This is a genomic window from Agromyces sp. Root81 (assembly GCF_001429165.1).
GTDB lineage: Bacteria > Actinomycetota > Actinomycetes > Actinomycetales > Microbacteriaceae > Agromyces.
Genome location: NZ_LMIR01000001.1, coordinates 1 through 24,199 on the forward strand (window position 1 = coordinate 1; position 24,199 = coordinate 24,199).

Here is a 24,199-nt window from a genome sequence, read left to right on the forward strand (position 1 = left end):
TTTGGATGGCCGGATGAGAACGAAAWTGCTCCGGCTGCTCGATCCGTTGAGGGTTGTGTGTCGGGTGCGTCCGTTCCTTGAGAACTCAACAGCGTGCACTATGTTCAATGCCAAATTATTGAACCCCGACCTCACCGTTTGGTGGGGGGAGGATTCCTTTGGATTGATGGACAGTCAGTTTGATTGTTCTTTCAGTCAGAGATTGAAACTCTCAATGCTCTTCGGAGTGTTGGAACCATTTTTTTTGGAGAGTTTGATCCTGGCTCAGGACGAACGCTGGCGGCGTGCTTAACACATGCAAGTCGAACGATGAACTTGGAGCTTGCTCTGGGGGATTAGTGGCGAACGGGTGAGTAACACGTGAGTAACCTGCCCTGGACTCTGGGATAACCCCGAGAAATCGGAGCTAATACCGGATAGGACCTGGAACCGCATGGTTTTGGGTGGAAAGTTTTTTCGGTCTGGGATGGACTCGCGGCCTATCAGCTTGTTGGTGAGGTAATGGCTCACCAAGGCGTCGACGGGTAGCCGGCCTGAGAGGGTGACCGGCCACACTGGGACTGAGACACGGCCCAGACTCCTACGGGAGGCAGCAGTGGGGAATATTGCACAATGGGCGAAAGCCTGATGCAGCAACGCCGCGTGAGGGATGACGGCCTTCGGGTTGTAAACCTCTTTTAGTAGGGAAGAAGGGCTTCGGCTTGACGGTACCTGCAGAAAAAGCACCGGCTAACTACGTGCCAGCAGCCGCGGTAATACGTAGGGTGCGAGCGTTGTCCGGAATTATTGGGCGTAAAGAGCTCGTAGGCGGTTTGTCACGTCTGCTGTGAAATCCCGAGGCTCAACCTCGGGCCTGCAGTGGGTACGGGCAGACTGGAGTGCGGTAGGGGAGAATGGAATTCCTGGTGTAGCGGTGGAATGCGCAGATATCAGGAGGAACACCGATGGCGAAGGCAGTTCTCTGGGCCGTAACTGACGCTGAGGAGCGAAAGCGTGGGGAGCGAACAGGATTAGATACCCTGGTAGTCCACGCCGTAAACGTTGGGCGCTAGATGTGGGGACCTTTCCACGGTTTCCGTGTCGTAGCTAACGCATTAAGCGCCCCGCCTGGGGAGTACGGCCGCAAGGCTAAAACTCAAAGGAATTGACGGGGGCCCGCACAAGCGGCGGAGCATGCGGATTAATTCGATGCAACGCGAAGAACCTTACCAAGGCTTGACATAACCGAGAACGCCGCAGAAATGTGGAACTCTTTGGACACTCGGTTACAGGTGGTGCATGGTTGTCGTCAGCTCGTGTCGTGAGATGTTGGGTTAAGTCCCGCAACGAGCGCAACCCTCGTCGTATGTTGCCAGCACGTAATGGTGGGAACTCATATGAGACTGCCGGGGTCAACTCGGAGGAAGGTGGGGATGACGTCAAATCATCATGCCCCTTATGTCTTGGGCTTCACGCATGCTACAATGGCCGGTACAAAGGGCTGCGATGTCGTAAGGCGGAGCGAATCCCAAAAAGCCGGTCTCAGTTCGGATTGAGGTCTGCAACTCGACCTCATGAAGTCGGAGTCGCTAGTAATCGCAGATCAGCAACGCTGCGGTGAATACGTTCCCGGGCCTTGTACACACCGCCCGTCAAGTCATGAAAGTCGGTAACACCCGAAGCCGGTGGCCTAACCCTTGTGGAGGGAGCCGTCGAAGGTGGGATCGGTGATTAGGACTAAGTCGTAACAAGGTAGCCGTACCGGAAGGTGCGGCTGGATCACCTCCTTTCTAAGGAGCACTGGCCACTTCGGTGGTCCAGGCATGCCAGATCAGACCGAACGTGTCTGCTGGCAGCTCATGGGTGGAACATTGACATAGGTGCTCGTCTGAATGGTTCAGACCTAGTACGCCGCTTCTTCGGGAGTGGTTGGAACGGTGGGGGCCGGCCGGTCGGGCACGTGCACGCTGTTGGGTCCTGAGGGACCGGACAACTTCCTGCGCTCCTTCGGGGGTGGCGGGGGTGATGGTTTCTTACAGGCCTTCACGAAGCCGATGATGTTGTGATTCGGTGGGTGTGGGGGTTCTGGCCGTCTGTTGAGAACTACATAGTGGACGCGAGCATCTTAGAAACGGGACTTCGGTCCTGTTTCACAATAGGTGAGTCGCCAGGGGCATCCTTTCGGGGGTGTTGTTTGGCGTATTCACTGGTCAATTTCGTGGCATTGCTCTTCGGGGTGGTGTCACACGATTCGATCTCATGTGATTTCAAGTTTTTAAGAGCAAACGGTGGATGCCTTGGCATCTGGAGCCGAAGAAGGACGTCGTAATCTGCGATAAGCCTCGGGGAGCTGATAAACGAGCTGTGATCCGAGGATTTCCGAATGGGGAAACCCCGCCAGGCCCTTTGGGTGACCTGGTGACTCCCGCCTGAATATATAGGGCGGGTAGAGGGAACGTGGGGAAGTGAAACATCTCAGTACCCACAGGAAGAGAAAACAACCGTGATTCCGTTAGTAGTGGCGAGCGAACGCGGAAGAGGCTAAACCGAGCCATGTGTGATACCCGGCAGGGGTTGCATGGTCGGGGTTGTGGGACCTTTCGGACTGTACTGCCGTGCAGTCACGGTGACGCGTCAGGTATAGACGAACCGGATTGAAAGCCGGACCGGAGTGGGTGTGAGTCCCGTAGTCGAAATGCCTGGCGGCCCGGAGAGGTATCCCAAGTAGCGCGGGGCCCGAGAAATCCCGCGTGAATCTGTCAGGACCACCTGATAAGCCTAAATACTCCCAGATGACCGATAGCGGACAAGTACCGTGAGGGAAAGGTGAAAAGTACCCCGGGAGGGGAGTGAAATAGTACCTGAAACCGTTTGCTTACAAACCGTTGGAGCCTCCTTGTAGGGGTGACAGCGTGCCTTTTGAAGAATGAGCCTGCGAGTTAGTGATCTGTGGCGAGGTTAACCCGTGAGGGGCAGCCGTAGCGAAAGCGAGTCTGAATAGGGCGATTCAGTCGCAGGTCCTAGACCCGAAGCGAAGTGATCTATCCATGGCCAGGTTGAAGCGACGGTAAGACGTCGTGGAGGACCGAACCCACTTCAGTTGAAAATGGAGGGGATGAGCTGTGGATAGGGGTGAAAGGCCAATCAAACTTCGTGATAGCTGGTTCTCTCCGAAATGCATTTAGGTGCAGCGTTGCGTGTTTCTTGCCGGAGGTAGAGCTACTGGATGGCCGATGGGCCCCAAAAGGTTACTGACGTCAGCCAAACTCCGAATGCCGGTAAGTGAGAGCGCAGCAGTGAGACGGTGGGGGATAAGCTTCATCGTCGAGAGGGAAACAACCCAGACCACCAACTAAGGTCCCTAAGCGCGTGCTAAGTGGGAAAGGATGTGGAGTTGCACAGACAACCAGGAGGTTGGCTTAGAAGCAGCCACCCTTGAAAGAGTGCGTAATAGCTCACTGGTCAAGTGATTCCGCGCCGACAATGTAACGGGGCTCAAGCACGCCACCGAAGTTGTGGCATTGACATTAATGGTAGGCCTTCGTGGTCCAGCCGTGTTGATGGGTAGGAGAGCGTCGTGTGGGCAGTGAAGCGGCGGTGTGAACCAGCCGTGGAGGCCACACGAGTGAGAATGCAGGCATGAGTAGCGAAAGACGGGTGAGAAACCCGTCCTCCGGAAGACCAAGGGTTCCAGGGTCAAGCTAATCTGCCCTGGGTAAGTCGGGACCTAAGGCGAGGCCGACAGGCGTAGTCGATGGACAACGGGTTGATATTCCCGTACCGGCGAAGAACCGCCCACATGAAATCAGGAGTGCTAAGCATCCCAAGACGCGTGGATCCCTTCGGGGACGATCGTGAGGCGGCATGCGACCCCATCTGGTGGAGTGAGCGTATTAACAGGTGTGACGCAGGAAGGTAGCCCAACCCGGGCGATGGTTGACCCGGGGCAAGCGTGTAGGCCGAGCGATAGGCAAATCCGTCGCTCATTCGGCTGAGACGCGATGCGGATAAAAAGTGGGTGATCCTATGCTGCCAAGAAAAGCATCGACGCGAGGTTCCAGCCGCCCGTACCCCAAACCGACTCAGGTGGTCAGGTAGAGAATACCAAGGAGATCGAGAGAATCGTGGTTAAGGAACTCGGCAAAATGCCCCCGTAACTTCGGGAGAAGGGGGGCCTAAGGCGTGAACGGACTTGCTCCGGGAAGCGCTGCAGGGCCGCAGAGACCAGTGGGAAGCGACTGTTTACTAAAAACACAGGTCCGTGCTAAGTCGCAAGACGATGTATACGGACTGACGCCTGCCCGGTGCTGGAAGGTTAAGAGGACCGGTTAGCCGCAAGGCGAAGCTGAGAATTTAAGCCCCAGTAAACGGCGGTGGTAACTATAACCATCCTAAGGTAGCGAAATTCCTTGTCGGGTAAGTTCCGACCTGCACGAATGGCGTAACGACTTCCCAGCTGTCTCAACCGCGAACTCGGCGAAATTGCATTACGAGTAAAGATGCTCGTTACGCGCAGCAGGACGGAAAGACCCCGTGACCTTTACTACAGCTTGGTATTGGTGTTCGGTGTGGCTTGTGTAGGATAGGTGGGAGACTGTGAAGCTGGCACGCTAGTGTCGGTGGAGTCATTGTTGAAATACCACTCTGGTCACTCTGGATATCTAACTTCGAACCGTGATCCGGTTCAGGGACAGTGCCTGGTGGGTAGTTTAACTGGGGCGGTTGCCTCCCAAAAAGTAACGGAGGCGCCCAAAGGTTCCCTCAACCTGGTTGGCAATCAGGTGGCGAGTGTAAGTGCACAAGGGAGCTTGACTGTGAGACTGACAGGTCGAGCAGGGACGAAAGTCGGGACTAGTGATCCGGCAGTGGCTTGTGGAAGCGCTGTCGCTCAACGGATAAAAGGTACCTCGGGGATAACAGGCTGATCTTGCCCAAGAGTCCATATCGACGGCATGGTTTGGCACCTCGATGTCGGCTCGTCGCATCCTGGGGCTGGAGTAGGTCCCAAGGGTTGGGCTGTTCGCCCATTAAAGCGGTACGCGAGCTGGGTTTAGAACGTCGTGAGACAGTTCGGTCCCTATCCGCTGCGCGCGTAGGAAATTTGAGAGGATCTGACCCTAGTACGAGAGGACCGGGTTGGACGAACCTCTGGTGTGCCAGTTGTTCCGCCAGGAGCACCGCTGGTTAGCTACGTTCGGAATGGATAACCGCTGAAAGCATCTAAGCGGGAAGCCGGCCTCGAGATGAGATTTCCATCCCTTCGGGGGAGAGGCTCCCAGCCAGACGACTGGGTTGATAGGCCGGATGTGGAAGACAGGACTAACGACTGTCGGAGCTGACCGGTACTAATAAGCCGATAACTTGATAATCACTACACTCACACACGTTTGAAMATGTTCATGAAAAGGCCGTGTGAGTGGCCAAAGATACGCTCGCGTCCACTCTGTGGTTCCCTTCAGACGGAAACCCAACACAATTCAACACAGTTGAACCCGCACCACACACCCCGTTTCGGGTGTTCGTGGTGCGGTCACCGAGACCACACACCCACCCCAACCCRCGTGTTGGCGGGCGAGGTGTGGCAAGAGTTTCGGCGGCCATAGCGCGAGGGAAACGCCCGGACACATTCCGAACCCGGAAGCTAAGACTCGCAGCGCCGATGGTACTGCAGGGGAGACCCTGTGGGAGAGTAGGACACCGCCGGACATAATTTCGAAGAGAGCCGCCCAAGGCGTGTTGGCGGGCGAGGTGTGGCAAGAGTTTCGGCGGCCATAGCGCGAGGGAAACGCCCGGACACATTCCGAACCCGGAAGCTAAGACTCGCAGCGCCGATGGTACTGCAGGGGAGACCCTGTGGGAGAGTAGGACACCGCCGGACAATCATTGAGGAGAGTGGCCACCCGAAGACGGGTGGCCATTCTTCGTTAACGGGGTACTTCACACGTGCCCCTATTACGGTTGAGTTCCATGAGGACTCCACATACGACGGGACTATCGTGAGTGACTCCAGGCAGGACTCGGCAGACCAGGGACGACCTGATCGGCGTGATCAGCGCAACCCGGGCGGCAACGACGCCGCTCGCGGTGGCGGTCGTCCGGCCGGCGCTCGCTCAGGCTCCGGTGCTCGAGATGGATCAGCTTCGAAGCGTCCGTACGGTGACCGTGACGCGAAGAAGCCGTATGGCGATCGCGACGCCCGGAAGCCGTACGGGGACCGTGACGCGAAGCGTCCCTATGGCGACCGTGACGCGAAGAAGCCGTACGGTGACCGTGACGCGAAGAAGCCGTACGGTGACCGTGACGCGAAGAAGCCGTATGGTGACCGTGACGCGAAGAAGCCGTATGGTGACCGTGACGCACGSAAGCCCTATGGCGACCGTGACGCGAAGAAGCCGTATGGTGACCGTGACGCCCGGAAGCCCTATGGCGACCGTGACGCGAAGAAGCCGTATGGTGACCGTGACGCCCGGAAGCCCTACGGTGACCGCGACGCACGGAAGCCGTATGGTGACCGTGACGCGAAGCGTCCCTATGGCGATCGTGACGCGAAGAAGCCGTATGGTGACCGTGATGCACGCAAGCCCTATGGTGACCGTGACGCGAAGCGTCCCTATGGTGACCGTGACGCGAAGAAGCCGTACGGTGACCGTGACGCGAAGCGTCCCTATGGCGATCGCGACGCGAAGAAGCCCTACGGCGATCGCGACGCCCGGAAGCCGTACGGTGACCGTGACGCGCGCAAGCCCTCTGGCGATGGACCGCGCGGCGGACGCCCCGGTGGGCGCGACGACCAGCGCGACGCCGCTCCCCGCGAGAACTTCGGCGCGGCAGAGCTGCAGGTGCGCCCGCGCCACGACGACCCGTACATCGACGAGTCGATCGAAGCGCGCGACCTCGACAAGGGCGCTCGCGCCGAGCTGAAGACGCTGAGCAAGGAGAACGCCGACTGGGTCGCGCGGCACCTCGTCGCGGCATCCGAACTGCTCGACGACGACCCCGAGCTCGCCCACCAGCACGCGATGTCCGCCGCCCGACGCGCCGGCCGCATCGCGGTCGTGCGCGAGACACTGGCCATCACGGCGTACGCGACCGGCGACTTCGCCCTGGCGCTCCGCGAGCTGCGCACCTACCGTCGCATCTCGGGCAGCAACGACCAGCTGCCGCTCCTGGTTGACAGCGAGCGCGGCGTCGGCCGGCCCGACCGTGCCCTCGAGGTCGGCCGCGCGGTCGACCGCACGACGCTTCCGGCCGCGGTGCAGGTCGGCCTGGCGATCGCGATGTCGGGCGCCCGTCTCGACCTCGGCCAGCCCGAGATCGCCCTCGCCGAGCTCGAGATCCCGCAGCTCGACCCTGACCGTGCGTTCTCGTACAGCCCGGCACTCTTCTCGGCGTACGCCGAGGTGCTCGAGGAACTCGGTCGCGCGGCCGAGGCCGCGAAATGGCGCGCCCGCGCCGACCGCGCCGAGGCAGCACTGGCCGGCCCGGCGGAAGCCGAGTCGATCGAGATCTTCGAGGTCGAGCTCGAGGAGATCGACGTCGAGGTCGTCGAGGCCGAAGCCCCCGACGCGGTCGTCGAGACCGTCGCGGCCGAAGCATCCGTCGAGCCTGAAGCAGCGGATGCCGCGGCTCAGGACCGCTCCGACGACGCCACCGAGACCGAGTCGGACGACGCCTTCGACGTCGACCCGGGCGACGTGCTCGAGGACGATGTGAAGGCGGTGCTCGCCGAAGGCGCAGCACTCGAGGCCGAAGAGAACGAGGGCACGCCCGGTGGGCCTGTTCCGCACGAAGACTGAGTCGTCGACGCCGCTCGAGGGCGTCGACGCGGTGCTCGCCGACCTCGATGGCGTCGTCTACGCCGGCGCCCATGCGATTCCGCGGGCGGTCGAGAGCCTGAACCTCGCGAAGCAGGATCGGGCCATCGGCTACATCACGAACAACGCGTCGCGCAGCGATGCATCCGTCGCCGGTCACCTGGCCGAGCTCGGACTCGACGTCGTGCCGAACGACGTCGTGACGTCGCCGCAGGCGGCCATGGCCATGCTCGCCGAGCACGTCGAACCGGGCGCACTGGTCTTCGTCGTCGGCGGTGAGGGCATCACGGCCGAGCTCGAGAAGCGCGGCTACCGCATCACCCGGTCGGCCGATGACGCACCTGATGCCGTCGTGCAGGGATTCACGCCCGACATCGGCTGGCGGGAGCTCGCAGAGGCCTCGTTCGCACTGAACGCCAACGGCGGACCGGATGCCGCGACCCCCGGCATCCCGTGGATCGCCACGAACATGGACTGGACGATCCCGGTCGCCCGTGGCATCGCGCCCGGCAACGGCACGCTCGTCTCCGCGGTGCACACCGCCGTCGGGCGGTTCCCGCTCGTGGCCGGCAAGCCCGAGACGCCGATCTTCGACGAGGCGAGGCGCCGCTTCGCGGCCGAGCGCCCGCTCATGGTCGGCGACCGGCTCGACACCGACATCCTCGGCGCCCGGCGCGCCGGCATGCTGAGCGCCCTCGTGCTGACCGGCATCGACCGCGCGAAGCAGGTGCTCGCCGCCCCGGCGACCAGCCGTCCCGACTTCATCCTCGCCGACCTCGATGGGCTCCACGCGCCATACCCCGTGACGGAGCAGATCCGCGGCGTCACGCGAGTGGGCGCGGCTCGCGTGCGGATCTCGGGCAATCGGGTCGAGATCGTCGCCGACGGCGGCGACGAGCTGGACCTGCTCCGTGCGGCGTGCGCGGCGATCTGGGACTCGGGCATGGGCATCCACGTGCTCGACGTTCCGGCGCGACTCTACAGCTGAGGCGCGACTCTCCAGCCGACCGGTCCGTCGTCGGCCGCGTGTCAGCGGCTCGGGGTAGCGTTGACCCGTGAGCACTGAACCCGATCGATCAGAAGCGGCCGAGACGAACCCGCCCGCGTCCGATGCGGCGTCCTTGTCGGTGTCGGCCGTGCTCGCCGAGGTCGAGGCGCGACCGCTCGCCGAACGTGCAGAGGGCTACCAGGCCCTCGCCGATGAGCTCCGCACGCAGCTCGAGCAGTCCGACCCGTCGCTGCGTACCTGACGCATGGCCGAACAACGCCTCGACGCGGCCCTCGCGGCCCGCGGACTCGCCCGCTCCCGCACGCACGCCGCCACGCTGATCGCCGCAGGCGTGGTGACGGTCGACGGTCGACCCGTGGTCAAGGCCGCAGCGAAGGTCGGTGACGATGCGGTGCTCGAGGTCGCGGCATCCGATCACTATGTGAGCCGCGCCGCCCACAAACTCATCGCCGGCCTCGACGGCTTCGGCGTCGAGGTCGCCGGCCGCATCGCGCTCGACGCGGGCGCTTCGACCGGCGGGTTCAGCCAGGTGCTGCTCGAGCGCGGCGCCCGGCAGGTGCTCGCGGTCGACGTCGGCCACGATCAGCTCGCCGCCGAACTCGCCGACGAGCCCCGCCTCGTACTCGTCGAGGGCTGCAACGTGCGTCATCTCGACGCCGCGCGCCTCGCCGAACTCACCGGCGTCGACGAGCGGCCCTCACTCGTGGTGGCCGACCTCTCGTTCATCTCGCTCACCGTGGTGCTGCCGGCGCTTCGCGCGTCGGCGACGGATGACGCGGACTTCGTGCTCCTCATCAAGCCGCAGTTCGAGGTGGGCCGTGGGGGAGTTCGCGAGGGAGTGGTGCGCGACGCCGGCCTGCGTTCCGAGGCCGTCTCGAACGTGCTCTGGGCGGCGTTCGATGCGGGGCTCGGCACCGCCGGCCTCCTGTCCTCCCCAATCGCGGGCGGGCACGGAAACCTCGAATACCTCGTGCATCTGAGCGCGGTGCGCGGGGTGAATCCGACAGAATGGACTGGTCGGGTCGACGAACTGACGGGGAGGGCGAACGCGTGAGTGACGCACGGCGCTTCCTGGTGGTCTCCCACACCGGCCGCACAGCCGCCCTCGAAGCCACGAGCGAGGTCTGCGCGCAATTGCTCGCCGCCGGGGCCGTGCCGGTCATCGCGGCGGAGCACTGGGACGACGTGCACGATTTCGTGCCCGAGATCAACGGCGCGGTCGAACGCTACGAAGAGACCGACCCGGCGGCCATCGAGCTCGTCATCGTGCTCGGCGGCGACGGCACGATCCTCCGGGCCGCCGAGATCATGCGCGACCATCCGGTGCCGCTGCTCGGCGTGAACCTCGGCCATGTCGGCTTCCTCGCGGAGAGCGAGCGCGACGACCTGGGCTACACCGTGGGCCGTGCGCTCGCTCGCGACTACACCGTCGAAGAGCGCATGACGTTGTCGGTGCGCGCGAAGGTCGGCACCGAGGTCGTCTACGAGAGCTGGGCGCTCAACGAGGTGACGGTCGAGAAGGCCGAGCGCGAACGCATGCTCGAGGTCGTCATCGAGGTCGACCGCCGCCCGCTCTCCTCCTTCGGCTGCGACGGTGTCGTGATGTCGACGCCCACGGGCTCGACGGCGTACTCGTTCTCGGCCGGCGGCCCGGTCGTGTGGCCGAGCCTCGAAGCGCTCCTGCTCGTGCCGATCAGCGCCCACGCGCTCTTCGCGCGGCCGCTCGTGGTCGGCCCCGAGTCGTCGCTCGCCGTCGAGATCCTGCAGCGCACCGAGGCATCCGCGGTCATCTGGTGCGACGGTCGGCGCACCTTCGACCTGCCGCCCGGCGCCCGCGTGATCGTGCGCCGGTCGCCGGTTCCGGTGCGGCTCGCCCGCCTGCACGAGGCGCCGTTCACCGATCGACTCGTGAACAAGTTCCAGCTCCCCGTCACCGGGTGGAGGGGACCGGTCGGGCGTGAATGAGGGCAGAGAGTGAACGAGGGCTGCAGTGATTGAGGAACTCGGCATCCGCGATCTCGGCGTCATCGCCGAGGCGACGCTGCCGCTCGGGGCCGGCTTCACGGCCGTGACCGGTGAGACGGGAGCGGGCAAGACCATGGTCGTGACCGCACTCGGCCTGCTGCTCGGCGCGCGCGCCGACGCGGGCGCGGTGCGCGCCGGCGCCAAGCAGGCGTGGGTCGAGGGGCGCTGGCTCGTGCCCGACGACGGTGCGATCGCCGAACGCGTCGCCGAGACGGGCGGCGAGGTCGAATCCGGCGAGCTGCTGCTCGGCCGATCGGTCTCGGCCGAGGGGCGCAGCCGGGCCGTCGTCGGCGGTCGCAGCGCGCCCGTCGGCGTGCTCTCCGAACTCGGCGACGAGCTCGTCGTCGTGCACGGACAGGCCGACCAGCAGCGCCTCCGCTCGGCGGTGGCGCAGCGCGAAGCACTCGACCGCTTCGCCGGACCGAAACTGCAAGCGCTGCTCGACGAATACCGCACGGCGTTCAACGCCTGGCGCACGGATGCCGCCGAGCTCGAGCGGCTCCGAGGTGACCACGAGGTGCGGATGCGCGAGGCCGAAGAGCTCCGCGCCGCACTCGACGAGGTCGAGGCCGCCGATCCGCAGCCCGGCGAAGACGTCGAGCTGCAGGAGCGCGCCGACCGGCTCTCGAACCTCGAAGAGCTGCGCGTCGCCGCCGCGCAGGCGCGTGCGCTGATCTCCGCCGAAGACGTCGTCGACGACGTGCCCGACGCGGTCGCGCTCGTCGATGGGGCCCGCCGTCACCTCGAGCGGGTCGCCGAACACGATGCCGAGCTGCAGCCGATCGGCGAGGTGCTGACGAACGCGGGCTTCCTGCTCGCCGACGCCGCCGCCGAGCTGTCGGGCTACCTCGCCGGCCTCGACGCCGACGGCGCCCGTGAACTCGAGATCGTGCAGGAGCGACGAGCCCTCCTCGGCGGGCTCGTGCGCCGCCATGGCGGCGGTCTCGAGGAGGTGCTCGAGTTCCGTCGCACGGGTGGACTCCGGCTCGTCGAGCTCGACGGCGACGACGAGCGCATCGAGGGTCTCGAGGCATCCGTCGCCGCGCTCGAAGCCGAGGTCGACCGTCTCGCCGGCTCGCTCACCGAACTGCGCACCGATGCGGCTGGCCGGCTCGCGGCGGCGGTGACCGCCGAGCTCTCGGCGCTCGCGATGCCCGATGCCCAGCTCGCCGTCGTGATCGAACCGACCGCCGACGCGACGGCGCACGGCCGCGACAACGTCTCGATCCTGCTGCGACCGCACCCCGGCGCGGAACCCCGCCCGGTGTCGCGCGGAGCCTCGGGCGGTGAGCTGTCCCGCGTCATGCTCGCGATCGAGGTCGTCATCGCCGGCAGCGACCCCGTGCCCACGTTCGTCTTCGACGAGGTCGACGCGGGCGTCGGCGGCGCCGCCGCGATCGAGATCGGGCGACGGCTGGCGCGACTCGCCGAACGCTCGCAGGTCATCGTCGTGACCCATCTCGCTCAGGTCGCCGCGTTCGCGACGAACCACCTGAGCGTGGTCAAGGGCACCGACGGGCAGGTCACCTCGTCGAGCGTGCGCCAGCTCGCCGGCGCCGAACGCGAGGCCGAGATGGCGCGACTGCTGTCGGGTCTGACCGATTCGCAGAGCGGACTCGCGCACGCGAGGGAGCTGTTGGAGATCGCCGCGGACCGCGCGGCGTGACGCGCGGTCGACGACCGCGAACGAACGGGATCGAGCCGATCCCGAGAAAAGATGGGGGAGCGCGTGGGGCATGTCGGGTCGAATGATCAGGAACGTGAGTTAGGCTATAAGCCCGTGGTGGATGAACGCGGAACAGACAATCAGAACCCTGATCTTACAAACGGCGAGACCAAGCACATCTTCGTGACCGGTGGTGTCGTTTCTTCGTTGGGCAAGGGACTCACGGCGGCGAGTCTCGGCAATCTCCTGACTGCGAGGGGCCTCAGAGTCGTCATGCAGAAGCTCGATCCATATCTGAACGTGGATCCGGGCACGATGAACCCCTTCCAGCACGGTGAGGTCTTCGTCACCGACGACGGCGCCGAGACCGACCTCGACATCGGTCACTACGAGCGGTTCCTCGACATCAACCTGAGCCAGGCGGCGAACGTCACGACCGGTCAGATCTACTCGACGGTCATCGCCAAGGAACGTCGCGGCGAGTACCTCGGCGACACCGTGCAGGTCATCCCGCACATCACCGATGAGATCAAGCGCCGCATGCGGCTGCAGGCGTCGGAGACCCCGAAGCCCGACGTGATCATCACCGAGATCGGCGGCACCGTCGGCGACATCGAGTCGCAGCCGTTCATCGAGTCCGCCCGCCAGGTGCGTCACGAACTCGGCCGCAAGAACGTCTTCTTCGTGCATGTCTCGCTCGTGCCCTTCATGGGCGCCTCGGGCGAGCAGAAGACGAAGCCCACGCAGCACTCGGTCGCGGCGCTGCGCTCCATCGGCATCCAGCCCGACGCGCTCGTGCTCCGCAGCGACCGCCCGGTCACCGAGTCGAACAAGCGCAAGATCGCGCTCATGTGCGACGTCGACGAGCAGGCCGTCGTGAACGCGGTCGACGTGCCGTCGATCTACGACATCCCGACGATGCTGCACGACCAGGGCCTCGACGCGTACATCATCGACTCCCTCGGACTCGACGCGAAGGCGGCCGATGTCGACTGGTCGGGCTGGAGCGGCCTGCTCGACGTCGTGCACGACCCGAAGCACGAGGTCACGATCGGCCTCGTCGGCAAGTACATCGATCTTCCCGACGCGTACCTCTCGGTCACCGAGGCGCTGCGCGCCGGCGGGTTCGCGAACGACAGCAAGGTCAACATCGAGTGGATCCCGTCCGACGAGTGCCAGACGCCGGAGGGGGCGCAGAAGCACCTTGCGCACCTCGACGGCATCTGCGTGCCCGGCGGCTTCGGCGTGCGCGGCATCGAGGGCAAGCTCGGTGCACTGCTCTTCGCGCGTGAGAACGGCATCCCGGTGCTCGGACTCTGCCTCGGCCTGCAGTGCATGGTCATCGAGTACTCGCGCAACGTCGCCGGCCTCCCCGGTGCCTCATCGAGCGAGTTCGACCCCGACACGCAGTTCCCCGTCATCGCGACGATGGAGGAGCAGGTCGAGATCATCGCCGGCGGCGACCTCGGCGGCACCATGCGACTCGGCCTCTACCCGGCCAAGCTCGCGGAAGGCTCGATCGCGGCGGAGCTCTACGGCGCGACCGAGGTCTCCGAGCGCCACCGTCACCGCTACGAGGTGAACAACTCCTACCGCGACCGCATCGCCGAAGCCGGGCTGTCGTTCTCGGGCATGTCGCCCGACCGGCACCTCGTCGAGTTCGTCGAGCTGCCGCGCGACGTGCACCCGTTCTACGTCGGCACGCAGGCTCACCCCGAGCTGCGCAGCCGCCCGAACAACCCGCACCCGCTGTTCCGCGGACTCGTCGCCGCGGCACTCGAACGTCAGCAGGCGAGCCTGCTCTTCGACGACGTCAGCAATGGCTGATTCCCACGACACCGGCATCGGCGGGCGGCGCGAGCCGCTCGCCGATGAACGGGTCGAGGTGCCCGTCGTCTCGAGCGAGCGGGTCTTCGACGGTCGGGTGTGGGACATCCGCCGCGACGCCTTCGAGTTCGGCGGCGAGACCATCGTGCGCGAGTACATGGACCACACCGGTGCCGTCGGCGTGCTCGCCCTCGACGACGACGATCGCGTACTGCTCATCAAGCAGTACCGGCACCCCGTGCGCATGCGCGACTGGGAGATCCCGGCCGGACTCCTCGACATCGACGGCGAACCGCCGCTCGCCGCTGCGAAGCGCGAGCTCGCCGAGGAGGCCGACCTCGAGGCATCCGACTGGGCGGTGCTCACCGACTTCGCGACCTCGCCCGGCGGCAGCGACGAGCTGATCCGGGTCTACCTGGCGCGAGGCCTGTCGGCGACCGCCGAGGCGTTCGACCGCGAGGGCGAAGAGGCCGACATGGAGACCCGATGGGTGCCGCTCGACGAGTGCGTCGACGCGGTGCTCGAGCGGCGCATCCACAACGCACCGCTCGCGATCGCGGTGCTCGGAGCGGCAACGGCGCGGGCACGAGGCTGGTCGAGCCTCGGCCCGGCGGATGCCCCGTGGCCCGGGCACGTCATCGGCCGCACGGAGCCCACGCGCCGATGACCCGAACCCCGGTCGACGACTACCTGCGGCATCTCGCCGTGGAGCGGGGGCTCGCGCAGAACACCATCTCGTCGTATCGACGCGACCTCGCGATCTACGCCGACTGGCTCGACGCTCGCGAGATCGCCGGGCCGTCGGCGGCGACCGAGCAGGACCTCGGCGACTTCGTGCGCTTCCTCGGCGCCGATCGCGTGCCGCCGCTCGCGACGTCGTCCATCGCACGGGTGCTGTCGGCCGTTCGCGGCCTGCACCGCTTCCTCGCCGAGGAGGGACTCGTGACGGCCGACGTCTCACGAGACCTGCGGCCGCCGAAACTCCCGATGCGGCTGCCGAAGGCGATCCCGGTCGACGACGTCGAGGCGCTCATCGCGGCCGCAGTCGGCGATGAGCCCACCGACCTGCGCGACACGGCGCTGCTCGAGCTGCTGTACGCGACCGGTGCCCGAGTCTCGGAGGCCGTTTCGCTGAACGTCGACGACCTCGTCGACCAGGAGGTCGTGCGACTCTTCGGCAAGGGCGGCAAGCAGCGCATCGTGCCGCTCGGCAGCTACGCCCGGCGGGCCGTCGACGCCTACCTCGTGCGTGCCAGGCCGCTGCTCTCCGCACGCGGCTCGGCGACGCCGGCGCTCTTCCTCGGCGTACGCGGCAAGCGGATGTCACGGCAGGCCGCCTGGGAGGCGATCCGCGATGCCGCCGAGACCGCCGGGCTCGCGACATCCGTCTCGCCGCACACCCTTCGGCACTCGTTCGCGACCCACCTGCTCGAGGGCGGTGCCGACGTGCGCGTCGTGCAGGAGCTGCTCGGCCACTCCTCCGTCGCCACCACGCAGATCTACACGCTCGTCACGGCTGACACACTCCGGGAGATGTACACAGCGGCCCACCCCCGTGCTCGCTAGAATCGACCAAGCACCCGCCCGGCCCAGGAGAGAAGACGACACGTGACGCACCAGACGAACCACTCAGCGGACGGAATCGCTACTCCGCCAGAGCTCGGTCCCACTGGTCGCCCGTCGCGCGAGTTCCCCGAGCCCGTCACGCTCACGTCGCACGGCCCCGCACGCATCATCGCCCTCTGCAACCAGAAGGGCGGCGTCGGCAAGACGACCACCACGATCAACCTCGGCGCCACGCTCGCCGAGTACGGCCGCCGCGTGCTCGCGATCGACTTCGACCCGCAGGGCGCGCTCTCGGCCGGGCTCGGCGTGCCGACGCACGACGTGCCGACCATCTACGACCTGCTGCTCTCGCGCAACCTCGACCCGGCCGATGTCATCCAGAAGACGAGCGTCGAGGGCCTCGACGTGATCCCCGCGAACATCGACCTCTCCGCCGCCGAGGTGCACCTCGTCACGGAGGTCGCCCGCGAGCAGATCCTCGCGAGCGTGCTGCGCCGCGTGTCGGCCGACTACGACGTCATCCTCATCGACTGCCAGCCCTCGCTCGGCCTGCTCACCGTCAATGCCCTCACCGCCAGCCACGGCGTCGTGATCCCGCTCGAGTGCGAGTACTTCGCCCTGCGCGGCGTTGCGCTGCTCATCGAGACGATCGACAAGGTGCGCGACCGCCTGAACCCGGCGATCAGGCTCGACGGCATCCTGGCGACGATGTACGACGCCCGCACCCTGCACTCCCGTGAGGTGCTCGAGCGCGTCGTCGACGCGTTCGGCGACGAGGTGCTCGAGACGGTCATCTCCCGTACCGTGAAGTTCCCCGACGCGAGCGTCGCCGGCACCCCGATCACCGAGTTCGCACCCGAGCACCAGGCGTCGAAGGCGTACCGCCAGCTCGCCAGGGAGCTGGTCTTCCGTGGCGCGGTCGCCTGAGGCGGCTTCGGCCCCCGAACAGCACGCGCCCGACGCGACGGTGTCGGCCGAAGGAGATCACGCGCACGCGCGGTCGGATGACTCGGCGACCGTCGATCCGCAGCCGGCCGATGCGACTCCCGACGAGGGCGGCTTCCGGGTCGCCCTGACGAACTTCGAGGGCCCGTTCGATCTGCTGCTCTCGCTCATCACGAAGCACGAGCTCGACATCACCGAGGTCTCGCTCTCGGCGGTCACCGACGAGTTCATCTCGTACCTGCGCGGCCTCGACTCCGAGGAAGAGCTCGATCGTGCCTCCGAGTTCCTCGTCGTCGCAGCGACCCTGCTCGATCTGAAGGTCGCGGGGCTCCTTCCGCAGGGCGAACTCGTCGACGCCGAAGACGTCGCCCTGCTCGAGGCCCGCGACCTGCTCTTCGCACGCCTGCTGCAGTACCGGGCCTTCAAGGAAGCGGCGAGATGGTTCTCCGGGCACCTCGAGCGGGAGTCGCTGCGGCACGCCCGCAACGTGCGGCTCGAGGACAAGTTCCGCCAGCGCGCGCCCGAGCTGCTCTGGACCCTGTCGGCCGACGACTTCGCCGCGCTCGCGACGCTGGCGCTGACGCCGCGCGAGATCCCGGTCGTCGGCCTCGACCACCTGCACGCGCCGCTCGTCTCGATCCGCGAGCAGGCGGCGCACGTCGTCGCCGTGCTCCGGCGCGGCGACCCGGTCACGTTCCGCCAGCTCATCGCCGGTGTCGGCCAGTCCGGAGTCGTCGTTGCACGATTCCTGGCGGTGCTCGAGCTCTACCGCCACGCGGCGATCGGATTCGAGCAGCTCGAACCGCTCGGCGAGCTGACACTGCGCTGGTCGGCCGAGAACTGGTCTGACGAGAACCTCGAGAGCCTGGGGGCTGACTATGACGAATGAGACGGATGTCGCGGCGATGGACCAGGCCGACGACGAAGTCGTGACGGCCGAAGGCGCCGACGGCCCGGAGCAAGCGTCGGCGGCACCCGCGCAGAACGACGACGACGGTCCCGAGCTGTCGATCGCCACGCCGCTCGATGTGCCGGGCCAGCCTCGGCTCGACCTCGATCGTGCGCTCGAGGCGATCCTCTTCATCGCCGACGAGCCGCAGAGCGTCGTCTCGCTGGCTGCGGCCGTGGCACGCCCGGTCGCCGAGGTGCGCGCCGCGATCGTGCGCCTCCGTGCCGACTACGACGGCGCCGGCACATCGGGCGAACCGCGAACGGATGTCGCGGGGGAGCCCGAGCCGCGAAGCATCCGTCGCGGGTTCGAACTCCGCGAGGTCGGCGGCGGCTGGCGATTCTACGTGCGCTCCGAGTACGACACCCTCGTCGCGGACTTCGTGCTCACCCAGTCGTCGACCCGGCTGTCGCAGGCCGCGCTCGAGACGCTCTCGGTGATCGCCTACAAGCAGCCGATCTCGCGCTCGCAGGTCGCGTCGATCCGGGCGGTGAACGTCGACTCGGTCGTCCGCACGCTGCTCGGCCGCGGTCTCGTGACCGAGGTCGACACCGACCCCGAGACGGGCGCGATCCTCTACGGCACGACTGAGCTGCTGCTCACCAACCTCGGCATCAACTCGCTCGACGAGCTGCCCCACATCTCGCCGTTGCTCGATGACGGCCAGGAAGGATTCGATTTTGACTGACGCAACCGGCTGGGGCGGCGAACCCGCCCCCGAAGGCGTACGCCTGCAGAAGGTGCTCGCTGCGGCGGGCGTCGCGAGCCGACGGGTCTCCGAGCAGTACATCGTCGAGGGACGCGTCGAGGTGAACGGCGAGATCGTCACCGAGCTCGGCCGTCGCATCGACCCCGAGACCGACCTCGTCTCGGTCGACGGCGTCGCCGTGCAGCTCGACCCCGCGAAGCGCTACTACATGCTCAACAAGCCGCGCGGCGTCGTCTCCTCGATGCGCGACGAGCAGGGCCGACCCGACCTCACCCGCTTCACCGACGACCTCGAGGAGCGCGTGTTCAACGTGGGTCGGCTCGACGCCGAGACGAGCGGGCTGCTGCTGCTCACGAACGACGGCGACCTCGCCCACGTGCTCGCGCATCCGTCGTTCGGCGTCTCGAAGACCTACATCGCGAAGGTCACGGGGCGGGTCACCCCGCAGGTCATCCAGCAGCTGAAGAACGGCATCGAGCTCGAAGACGGCCCCATCAAGGCCGACAAGGCGCGGATCCTGCAGCAGCAGGGCGACGACCGGCACTCGATGGTGGAGCTGACCCTCCACTCGGGCCGCAACCGCATCGTGCGCCGAATGCTCGACGCAGTGGGGCATCCGGTCGTCGATCTCGTGCGCCGCAGCTTCGGCCCGCTCAACCTCGGCACCCTCAGGTCGGGTCAGATGCGCGAGTTGACTAAAGTGGAGCGGGGCCAGCTGCTCACCATCTCCCGCGCCGCGGACGCTGGCCGGGAGGGAAACGAGTCGTGACGGAATCCCGCCTGACCGGCCCGGTTCGCGTGGTCGGTGTCGGGCTGCTCGGTGCGAGCATCGGCCTCGGCCTGCGTGCCAAGGGCATCGAGGTGATCCTCGCCGATGCGTCGCCCACGCACCTCGCGATCGCGGTCGACTACGGTGCCGGTCGGCCCGCCGTGGACGGTGACCGGCCGCAGCTCATCGTCGTGTGCGTGCCGCCCGACGTGACCGCCGACGTCGTCGCGGCCGAACTCGCGGCGTACCCCGACGCGATCGTCACGGATGTCGCGAGCGTCAAGCTCGCCGTGTACGAGGACCTGAAGGCCCGCGGTGCAGACCTCTCGCGGTACATCGGCACCCATCCCATGGCCGGGCGCGAGCGCGGCGGCCCCATGGCGGGCCGCGCCGACCTCTTCGTCGGCCGTCCATGGGTCGTCGCCGCGCACGGCGGCATCTCCTACCAGGACGGTTCGGCGATCGACGACCTCATCCTCGATCTCGGTGCCACCCTCGTGGAACTCACGCCCGAGCAGCACGACGCCGCCGTCGCCCTCGTCTCCCACGTGCCGCAGGTCGTCTCGAGCCTCATGGCCCGACGCCTCATCGACGCCCCGCACGCCTCGGTCAACCTCGCCGGTCAGGGCCTCCGCGACGTCACGCGCGTCGCGGCGAGCGACCCCGAACTCTGGGTGCAGATCCTCGGCCAGAACGCCGCGCCCGTCGCCGAGATCCTCCGCGGGTACCGCGGCGACCTCGACCGCTTCATCGACGCGCTCGACAACATGGATGCCCCTGGCGCACGCCGACGCGTCGCCGAAGAGCTCTTCGGCGGCAACACGGGCGTCGAACGGCTGCCCGGCAAACACGGTGTCGACCGGCGCTACTCGAGCCTCATCGTCATGGTCGACGACAGGCCCGGTCAACTCGCCCGTCTCTTCAACGACGTCGGCGATGCCGGCGCCAACATCGAAGACCTGCGACTCGAGCACTCGCCGGGTGCGCAGGTCGGTCTCGCCGAGATATCGGTGCTCCCCGAGGTGCTGCAGCACCTCACCGATGAGCTGGCCGCACGCGGCTGGCGGATTGCAGGTTGAAAGTGTCTCCCATCATCCCGTTCGTCGTGGCCGTCGACGGCCCGGCCGGCAGCGGCAAGTCGAGCGTGTCCAAGGCGGTCGCGCGCCGACTCGACTTCGGCTTCCTCGACACGGGCGCCGCGTACCGTGCGCTGGCATGGCACGCTGAGGCATCCGGTGTGGACACCGACGACTCGGCATCCGTCGTCTCGTGCCTCGACTCGTTCGACTACCGCATCGGTACCGACCCGACCGGCTACGCCGTGCACGTCGGCGAGGTCGACGTGACCGAGGCGATCCGCGATCCGCAGATCTCCGCCGTCGTGAGCGCCGTCGCGCGAGTACCCGAGGTTCGCCGTCACCTCATCGAGCTGTTCCGCTCGATCATGGCGGCCGTCGAAGCGCCCGGGATCATCGTCGAAGGGCGCGACATCACGACCGTCGTCGCGCCCGATGCGCCCGTTCGCATCCTCCTCACAGCATCCGAAGCGGTTAGAATGGGCAGGCGCTCCGCCGAACTGACCGGATCCTCGGTCGAGGCAGTGGGGGAGCAGCTGCGGAAGCGCGACGCGGCGGACTCCAAGGTCGTGGACTTCATGACCGCGGCAGACGGCGTCACCACCGTCGATTCGACCGAACTCGACTTCGACCAGACGGTCGAAGCGGTGATCGGCGTGATCCGCGCAGCGCAACCGGCGCTCGTCCCGGAGTACGACGCCCGGGGCGCACAGATTTCAGAGGAGACACCATGACCGACAAGAGCGAAGAGTTCGACGCTCCCGACGACGACCTCGCCGAGCGTCTCGCCGGCGTCGACGACGAGCTCGCCGAGCAGCGCGCAGCCACGCTGCGGTCGGGGCTCGCCGACTACGCGCTCGACGACGACGACCTCGACGTGCTCGAGCTGTCGGAGGAGGGCGAGGAGGGCATCCGCTACCTCCCCGCGCTGCCCGTCATCGCGATCGTCGGTCGCCCGAACGTCGGCAAGTCCGCCCTTGTGAACCGCATCCTCGGCCGCCGTGAGGCCGTCGTGGAGGACACCCCCGGTGTCACCCGTGACCGCGTCTCGTACAAGGGCGAGTACCTCGACCGTCGCTTCACCCTCGTCGACACCGGCGGATGGGAGCCCGACGCGAAGGGCATCGACGCCTCTGTCGCCGCGCAGGCCGAAGTCGCCATCGACCTCTGCGATGTCGTGCTCTTCGTCGTCGACGCGACGGTCGGCGCGACCTCCACCGACGAGCACGTCGTGCGGCTGCTCCGCAAGACGAACAAGCCCGTGTTCCTGCTGGCGAACAAGGTCGACGACGCCCGCCAGGAGCCTGAGGCCGCAGCCCTCTGGAACCTCGGTCTCGGCGAGCCCTACCCGGTCTCTGCGCTGCACGGTCGCGGCGTCGCCGACATGCTCGAATCGGTCTTCAAGGTGCTGCCGCAGGTCTCGGCCGTCGCGAAGGACGAGTTCGGCGGCCCCCGCCGCGTCGCGATCCTCGGTCGCCCGAACGTCGGCAAGTCGAGCCTGCTCAACAAGTCGGCGGGTGAAGAGCGCGTCGTCGTGAACGAGCTCGCCGGCACCACGCGCGACCCCGTCGACGAGCAGATCGAGCTCGGCGGCAAGATCTGGCGCTTCGTCGACACCGCCGGCATCCGTCGTCGGGTGCACCTGCAGCAGGGTGCCGACTTCTACGCCTCGCTCCGCACCCAGGCCGCGCTCGAGAAGGCCGAGGTCGCCGTCGTGCTCCTCGACGTCTCGGTGCCGATCTCTGAACAAGACGTGCGCATCATCGACCTCGTGCTCGAGTCGGGCCGCGCGCTCGTGCTCGCCTACAACAAGTGGGACCTGCTCGACGATGAACGCCGCCGGTACCTCGAACGCGAGATCGAGCAGGACCTGCACCACGTGGCGTGGGCGCCGCGCGTCAACATCTCGGCCAAGACCGGCCGCCACCTCGAGAAGCTCGTGCCGGCCCTCGAGACGGCCCTCGAGTCGTGGGACACGCGCATTCCGACCGGCAAGTTCAACGCGTTCCTCACCGAGCTGACGCAGGAGCACCCGCACCCGGTTCGCGGCGGCAAGCAGCCCCGTGTGCTGTTCGGCACCCAGGCGGCCAGCCGCCCGCCGACATTCGTGCTGTTCACGACCGGATTCCTCGACCCGGGCTACCGCCGGTTCATCCAGCGGCGCCTGCGCGAGATCTACGGCTTCGTGGGCTCGCCCATCGTCATCAACATGCGCGTGCGCGAGAAGCGCGATCGCTCGAAGTAGGTCCACGGATGTCGCGGCGCCCGAGTCGTTCCCGCACTGGGAGCGGCTCGGGCGTTCGCGCTCTCTACGTCGAGATCATCGTGCGCGCCGACCTCGACGAGCTCTGGCGGCTCACGCAGAACCCCGAACTGCACCCGCGGTGGGATCTGCGCTTCTCATCGATCACGCCTGCGGTGATGGTGCCCGACGGCCGCACGCGCTTCATCTACGAACGCGCGCTCGGCGTGCACACCATTCGCGGCACCGGCGTCTCGCTCGGCGAGCGAACGCACACCGACGGTGGTGCGACCTCCGCGTTGCGGTTCGACACGGATGACCCGTGGTCGCCGCTGCGCGACGGCCGCGGCTACTGGCGCTACATCCCGACGCCCGACGGCGTGCGCTTCATCACGGGGTACGATTACGAGCCCGGATTCGGCAGGCTCGCCGATCTCGTCATCCGCCCGTTCGTGCGCTGGATGACGGCGTGGAGTTTCGACCGCCTCAGAATCTGGGCCGAGACCGGCGTGGAGCCCGAGCGCTGGCCGGTGGCATCCGTCATCATGTTCTGGCGGGGCGATCGGCCCCGTGCCCGACGATGCCGAACCACGCCGCCGGCGCGCGGTGCGTTCGCGTTCGTGCCCGACAGCCTCGCCGCACTGGAGCAGCCATGACCGAGATTACCGGTGATGCCCGGGCGTCTGCGGCATCGACGCACGGCGCGGTGTTCCCGCGGGCGCTCGGCGACGACTTCGGACGCCTGCATCCGATGATGCAGCGACGGTTCGGCGTCTCGCTCGACCGCGGGTACGCGTGCATCGGCCGCGGCGTGATGACGAGCGTTCGGCGCGGACCGTGGTGGACGGTGCCGTTCCTGCAGATCGGGCGGCTCCGCAACATCCTGATCCCCGATGTCGGGCGCGACGTGCCGTTCACGATCGAGAACCACGCCTACGTCGACCCGTTCGGACGGGAGACGGTGACGTTCGTGCGCGAGTACCGCGCGCCGGGCCGACGACGCTCGAGTCGCTTCGACGCGACGATGGTGTTCGACCCGAAGCGCGGCGCAGTGGTCGACTACCTCGGGACGCACCAGCATCTCGCCGTCGACCTGACGCTCGAGGTCGAGCCCGACGGGTCGCTGCTGCTGCGCTCGGGTGCGCAGCGCTTTCGCGAGGGGTGGATCGACTTCCGGTTCCCGATGCTCTTCTCGGGGTATGCGGAGCTGCGTGAGCGGTTCGACGAGGCCGAAGGAGTCTTCCGCGTTCGCCTCGAGGTGCGCAATCGCGTCTTCGGATTCCTCTTCGGCTACGAGGGTTGGTTCGTGAGCGAGTTCCCCGACGCGACCGAGGCGCCCGCGCGTGTGCTGCCGAAACGGCACGAGGCGCGGTACTGACGGCGATGGATGTCTCGATCCGGGTGAAGCCCGGCAGCCGCAGAGGGCCGCTCGTGGAGGCGCTGGAGGGCGACCCCGCCGCCGCACTCACCGTGTTCGTGCGCGAGCGAGCGGTGGACGGTGCCGCGAACGCCGGCGTCGTCGCGGCACTCGCCGCGCACTTCGGTGTGCCGCGGAGTCGCGTGCACATCCTGCGTGGCGAGTCGTCGCGCGTGAAGCGCGTCCGCATCGACGTGGACTGAGCC

At 66.6% G+C, this 24,199-nt stretch carries 19 protein-coding genes and 4 rRNA genes; all 23 read left to right on the plus strand.

Features of this window, described 5'->3' with window-relative positions:
• Positions 1 to 241: 241 nt before the first annotated feature.
• Positions 242 to 1,769, plus strand: a 16S ribosomal RNA gene (locus ASE14_RS00005).
• A 475-nt stretch (positions 1,770 to 2,244) separates the two neighbouring features.
• Positions 2,245 to 5,348: ribosomal RNA gene (locus tag ASE14_RS00010) — 23S ribosomal RNA — on the plus strand.
• A 220-nt stretch (positions 5,349 to 5,568) separates the two neighbouring features.
• Positions 5,569 to 5,685 (plus strand): 5S ribosomal RNA (gene rrf / locus ASE14_RS00015).
• A 55-nt stretch (positions 5,686 to 5,740) separates the two neighbouring features.
• Positions 5,741 to 5,857: ribosomal RNA gene (gene rrf, locus ASE14_RS00020) — 5S ribosomal RNA — on the plus strand.
• The 16S, 23S and 5S rRNA genes sit together here, the layout of an rRNA operon.
• Before the next feature lie 118 nt (positions 5,858 to 5,975).
• On the plus strand, positions 5,976 to 7,775 hold the full coding sequence (locus ASE14_RS21045; protein ID WP_056649047.1) for a hypothetical protein: 1,800 nt from the start codon (positions 5,976 to 5,978) through the stop codon (positions 7,773 to 7,775).
• On the plus strand, positions 7,750 to 8,781 hold the full coding sequence (locus ASE14_RS00030; protein ID WP_056649049.1) for an HAD-IIA family hydrolase: 1,032 nt from the start codon (positions 7,750 to 7,752) through the stop codon (positions 8,779 to 8,781). Before ASE14_RS21045 ends, ASE14_RS00030 begins: the two co-directional genes overlap by 26 nt.
• 67 nt (positions 8,782 to 8,848) lie before the next feature.
• Entirely contained in the window at positions 8,849 to 9,043 is a 195-nt protein-coding gene (locus ASE14_RS00035; protein WP_056649053.1) for a hypothetical protein, read from the plus strand.
• Positions 9,044 to 9,046: 3 nt separating this feature from the next.
• The gene (locus ASE14_RS00040; protein WP_056649058.1) at positions 9,047 to 9,856 is read left to right on the plus strand and encodes a TlyA family RNA methyltransferase; all 810 of its coding nucleotides are present in this window, start codon (positions 9,047 to 9,049) and stop codon (positions 9,854 to 9,856) included.
• Positions 9,853 to 10,767 carry an NAD kinase gene (locus ASE14_RS00045; RefSeq protein ID WP_157372687.1) on the plus strand — a complete coding sequence of 305 codons (915 nt, stop codon included), beginning with the start codon at positions 9,853 to 9,855 and terminating at the stop codon, positions 10,765 to 10,767. The genes ASE14_RS00040 and ASE14_RS00045 overlap by 4 nt, the downstream gene beginning before the upstream one ends.
• A 25-nt stretch (positions 10,768 to 10,792) precedes the next feature.
• A complete protein-coding gene (recN, locus tag ASE14_RS00050) occupies positions 10,793 to 12,493 on the plus strand; it encodes a DNA repair protein RecN (protein ID WP_056649064.1) in 1,701 nt (566 codons plus the stop codon).
• Positions 12,494 to 12,544: 51 nt separating this feature from the next.
• The gene (locus tag ASE14_RS00055) at positions 12,545 to 14,320 is read left to right on the plus strand and encodes a CTP synthase (RefSeq protein WP_082599825.1); all 1,776 of its coding nucleotides are present in this window, start codon (positions 12,545 to 12,547) and stop codon (positions 14,318 to 14,320) included.
• On the plus strand, positions 14,313 to 14,987 hold the full coding sequence (locus ASE14_RS00060; protein ID WP_056649070.1) for an NUDIX hydrolase: 675 nt from the start codon (positions 14,313 to 14,315) through the stop codon (positions 14,985 to 14,987). The genes ASE14_RS00055 and ASE14_RS00060 overlap by 8 nt, the downstream gene beginning before the upstream one ends.
• Positions 14,984 to 15,886, plus strand: a complete 903-nt coding sequence (gene xerD / locus ASE14_RS00065) for a site-specific tyrosine recombinase XerD (RefSeq protein WP_056651490.1) — start codon at positions 14,984 to 14,986, stop codon at positions 15,884 to 15,886. The genes ASE14_RS00060 and xerD overlap by 4 nt, the downstream gene beginning before the upstream one ends.
• Before the next feature lie 42 nt (positions 15,887 to 15,928).
• The gene (locus ASE14_RS00070; protein WP_056649073.1) at positions 15,929 to 16,813 is read left to right on the plus strand and encodes a ParA family protein; all 885 of its coding nucleotides are present in this window, start codon (positions 15,929 to 15,931) and stop codon (positions 16,811 to 16,813) included.
• Positions 16,814 to 16,853: 40 nt separating this feature from the next.
• A complete protein-coding gene (locus ASE14_RS00075; RefSeq protein WP_056651495.1) occupies positions 16,854 to 17,720 on the plus strand; it encodes a ScpA family protein in 867 nt (288 codons plus the stop codon).
• Positions 17,710 to 18,468 carry an SMC-Scp complex subunit ScpB gene (locus ASE14_RS00080; protein ID WP_235511027.1) on the plus strand — a complete coding sequence of 253 codons (759 nt, stop codon included), beginning with the start codon at positions 17,710 to 17,712 and terminating at the stop codon, positions 18,466 to 18,468. Before ASE14_RS00075 ends, ASE14_RS00080 begins: the two co-directional genes overlap by 11 nt.
• Entirely contained in the window at positions 18,437 to 19,258 is an 822-nt protein-coding gene (locus ASE14_RS00085) for a pseudouridine synthase (protein WP_056649076.1), read from the plus strand. The genes ASE14_RS00080 and ASE14_RS00085 overlap by 32 nt, the downstream gene beginning before the upstream one ends.
• Positions 19,255 to 20,337 (plus strand): prephenate dehydrogenase, encoded by a 1,083-nt coding sequence (locus tag ASE14_RS00090; RefSeq protein ID WP_056649079.1) that lies wholly within the window; start codon positions 19,255 to 19,257, stop codon positions 20,335 to 20,337. Before ASE14_RS00085 ends, ASE14_RS00090 begins: the two co-directional genes overlap by 4 nt.
• A gap of 2 nt (positions 20,338 to 20,339) precedes the next feature.
• Positions 20,340 to 21,068, plus strand: a complete 729-nt coding sequence (cmk, locus tag ASE14_RS00095; protein WP_235511029.1) for a (d)CMP kinase — start codon at positions 20,340 to 20,342, stop codon at positions 21,066 to 21,068.
• Positions 21,065 to 22,579 carry a ribosome biogenesis GTPase Der gene (gene der, locus ASE14_RS00100; protein WP_056649082.1) on the plus strand — a complete coding sequence of 505 codons (1,515 nt, stop codon included), beginning with the start codon at positions 21,065 to 21,067 and terminating at the stop codon, positions 22,577 to 22,579. The genes cmk and der overlap by 4 nt, the downstream gene beginning before the upstream one ends.
• Positions 22,580 to 22,587: 8 nt before the next feature.
• Positions 22,588 to 23,232 (plus strand): SRPBCC family protein, encoded by a 645-nt coding sequence (locus tag ASE14_RS00105; protein ID WP_082599830.1) that lies wholly within the window; start codon positions 22,588 to 22,590, stop codon positions 23,230 to 23,232.
• Positions 23,229 to 23,954, plus strand: a complete 726-nt coding sequence (locus ASE14_RS00110) for a DUF4166 domain-containing protein (RefSeq protein WP_056649085.1) — start codon at positions 23,229 to 23,231, stop codon at positions 23,952 to 23,954. Before ASE14_RS00105 ends, ASE14_RS00110 begins: the two co-directional genes overlap by 4 nt.
• Positions 23,955 to 23,959: 5 nt before the next feature.
• The gene (locus ASE14_RS00115) at positions 23,960 to 24,196 is read left to right on the plus strand and encodes a DUF167 domain-containing protein (RefSeq protein ID WP_056649088.1); all 237 of its coding nucleotides are present in this window, start codon (positions 23,960 to 23,962) and stop codon (positions 24,194 to 24,196) included.
• Positions 24,197 to 24,199: the final 3 nt, after the last annotated feature.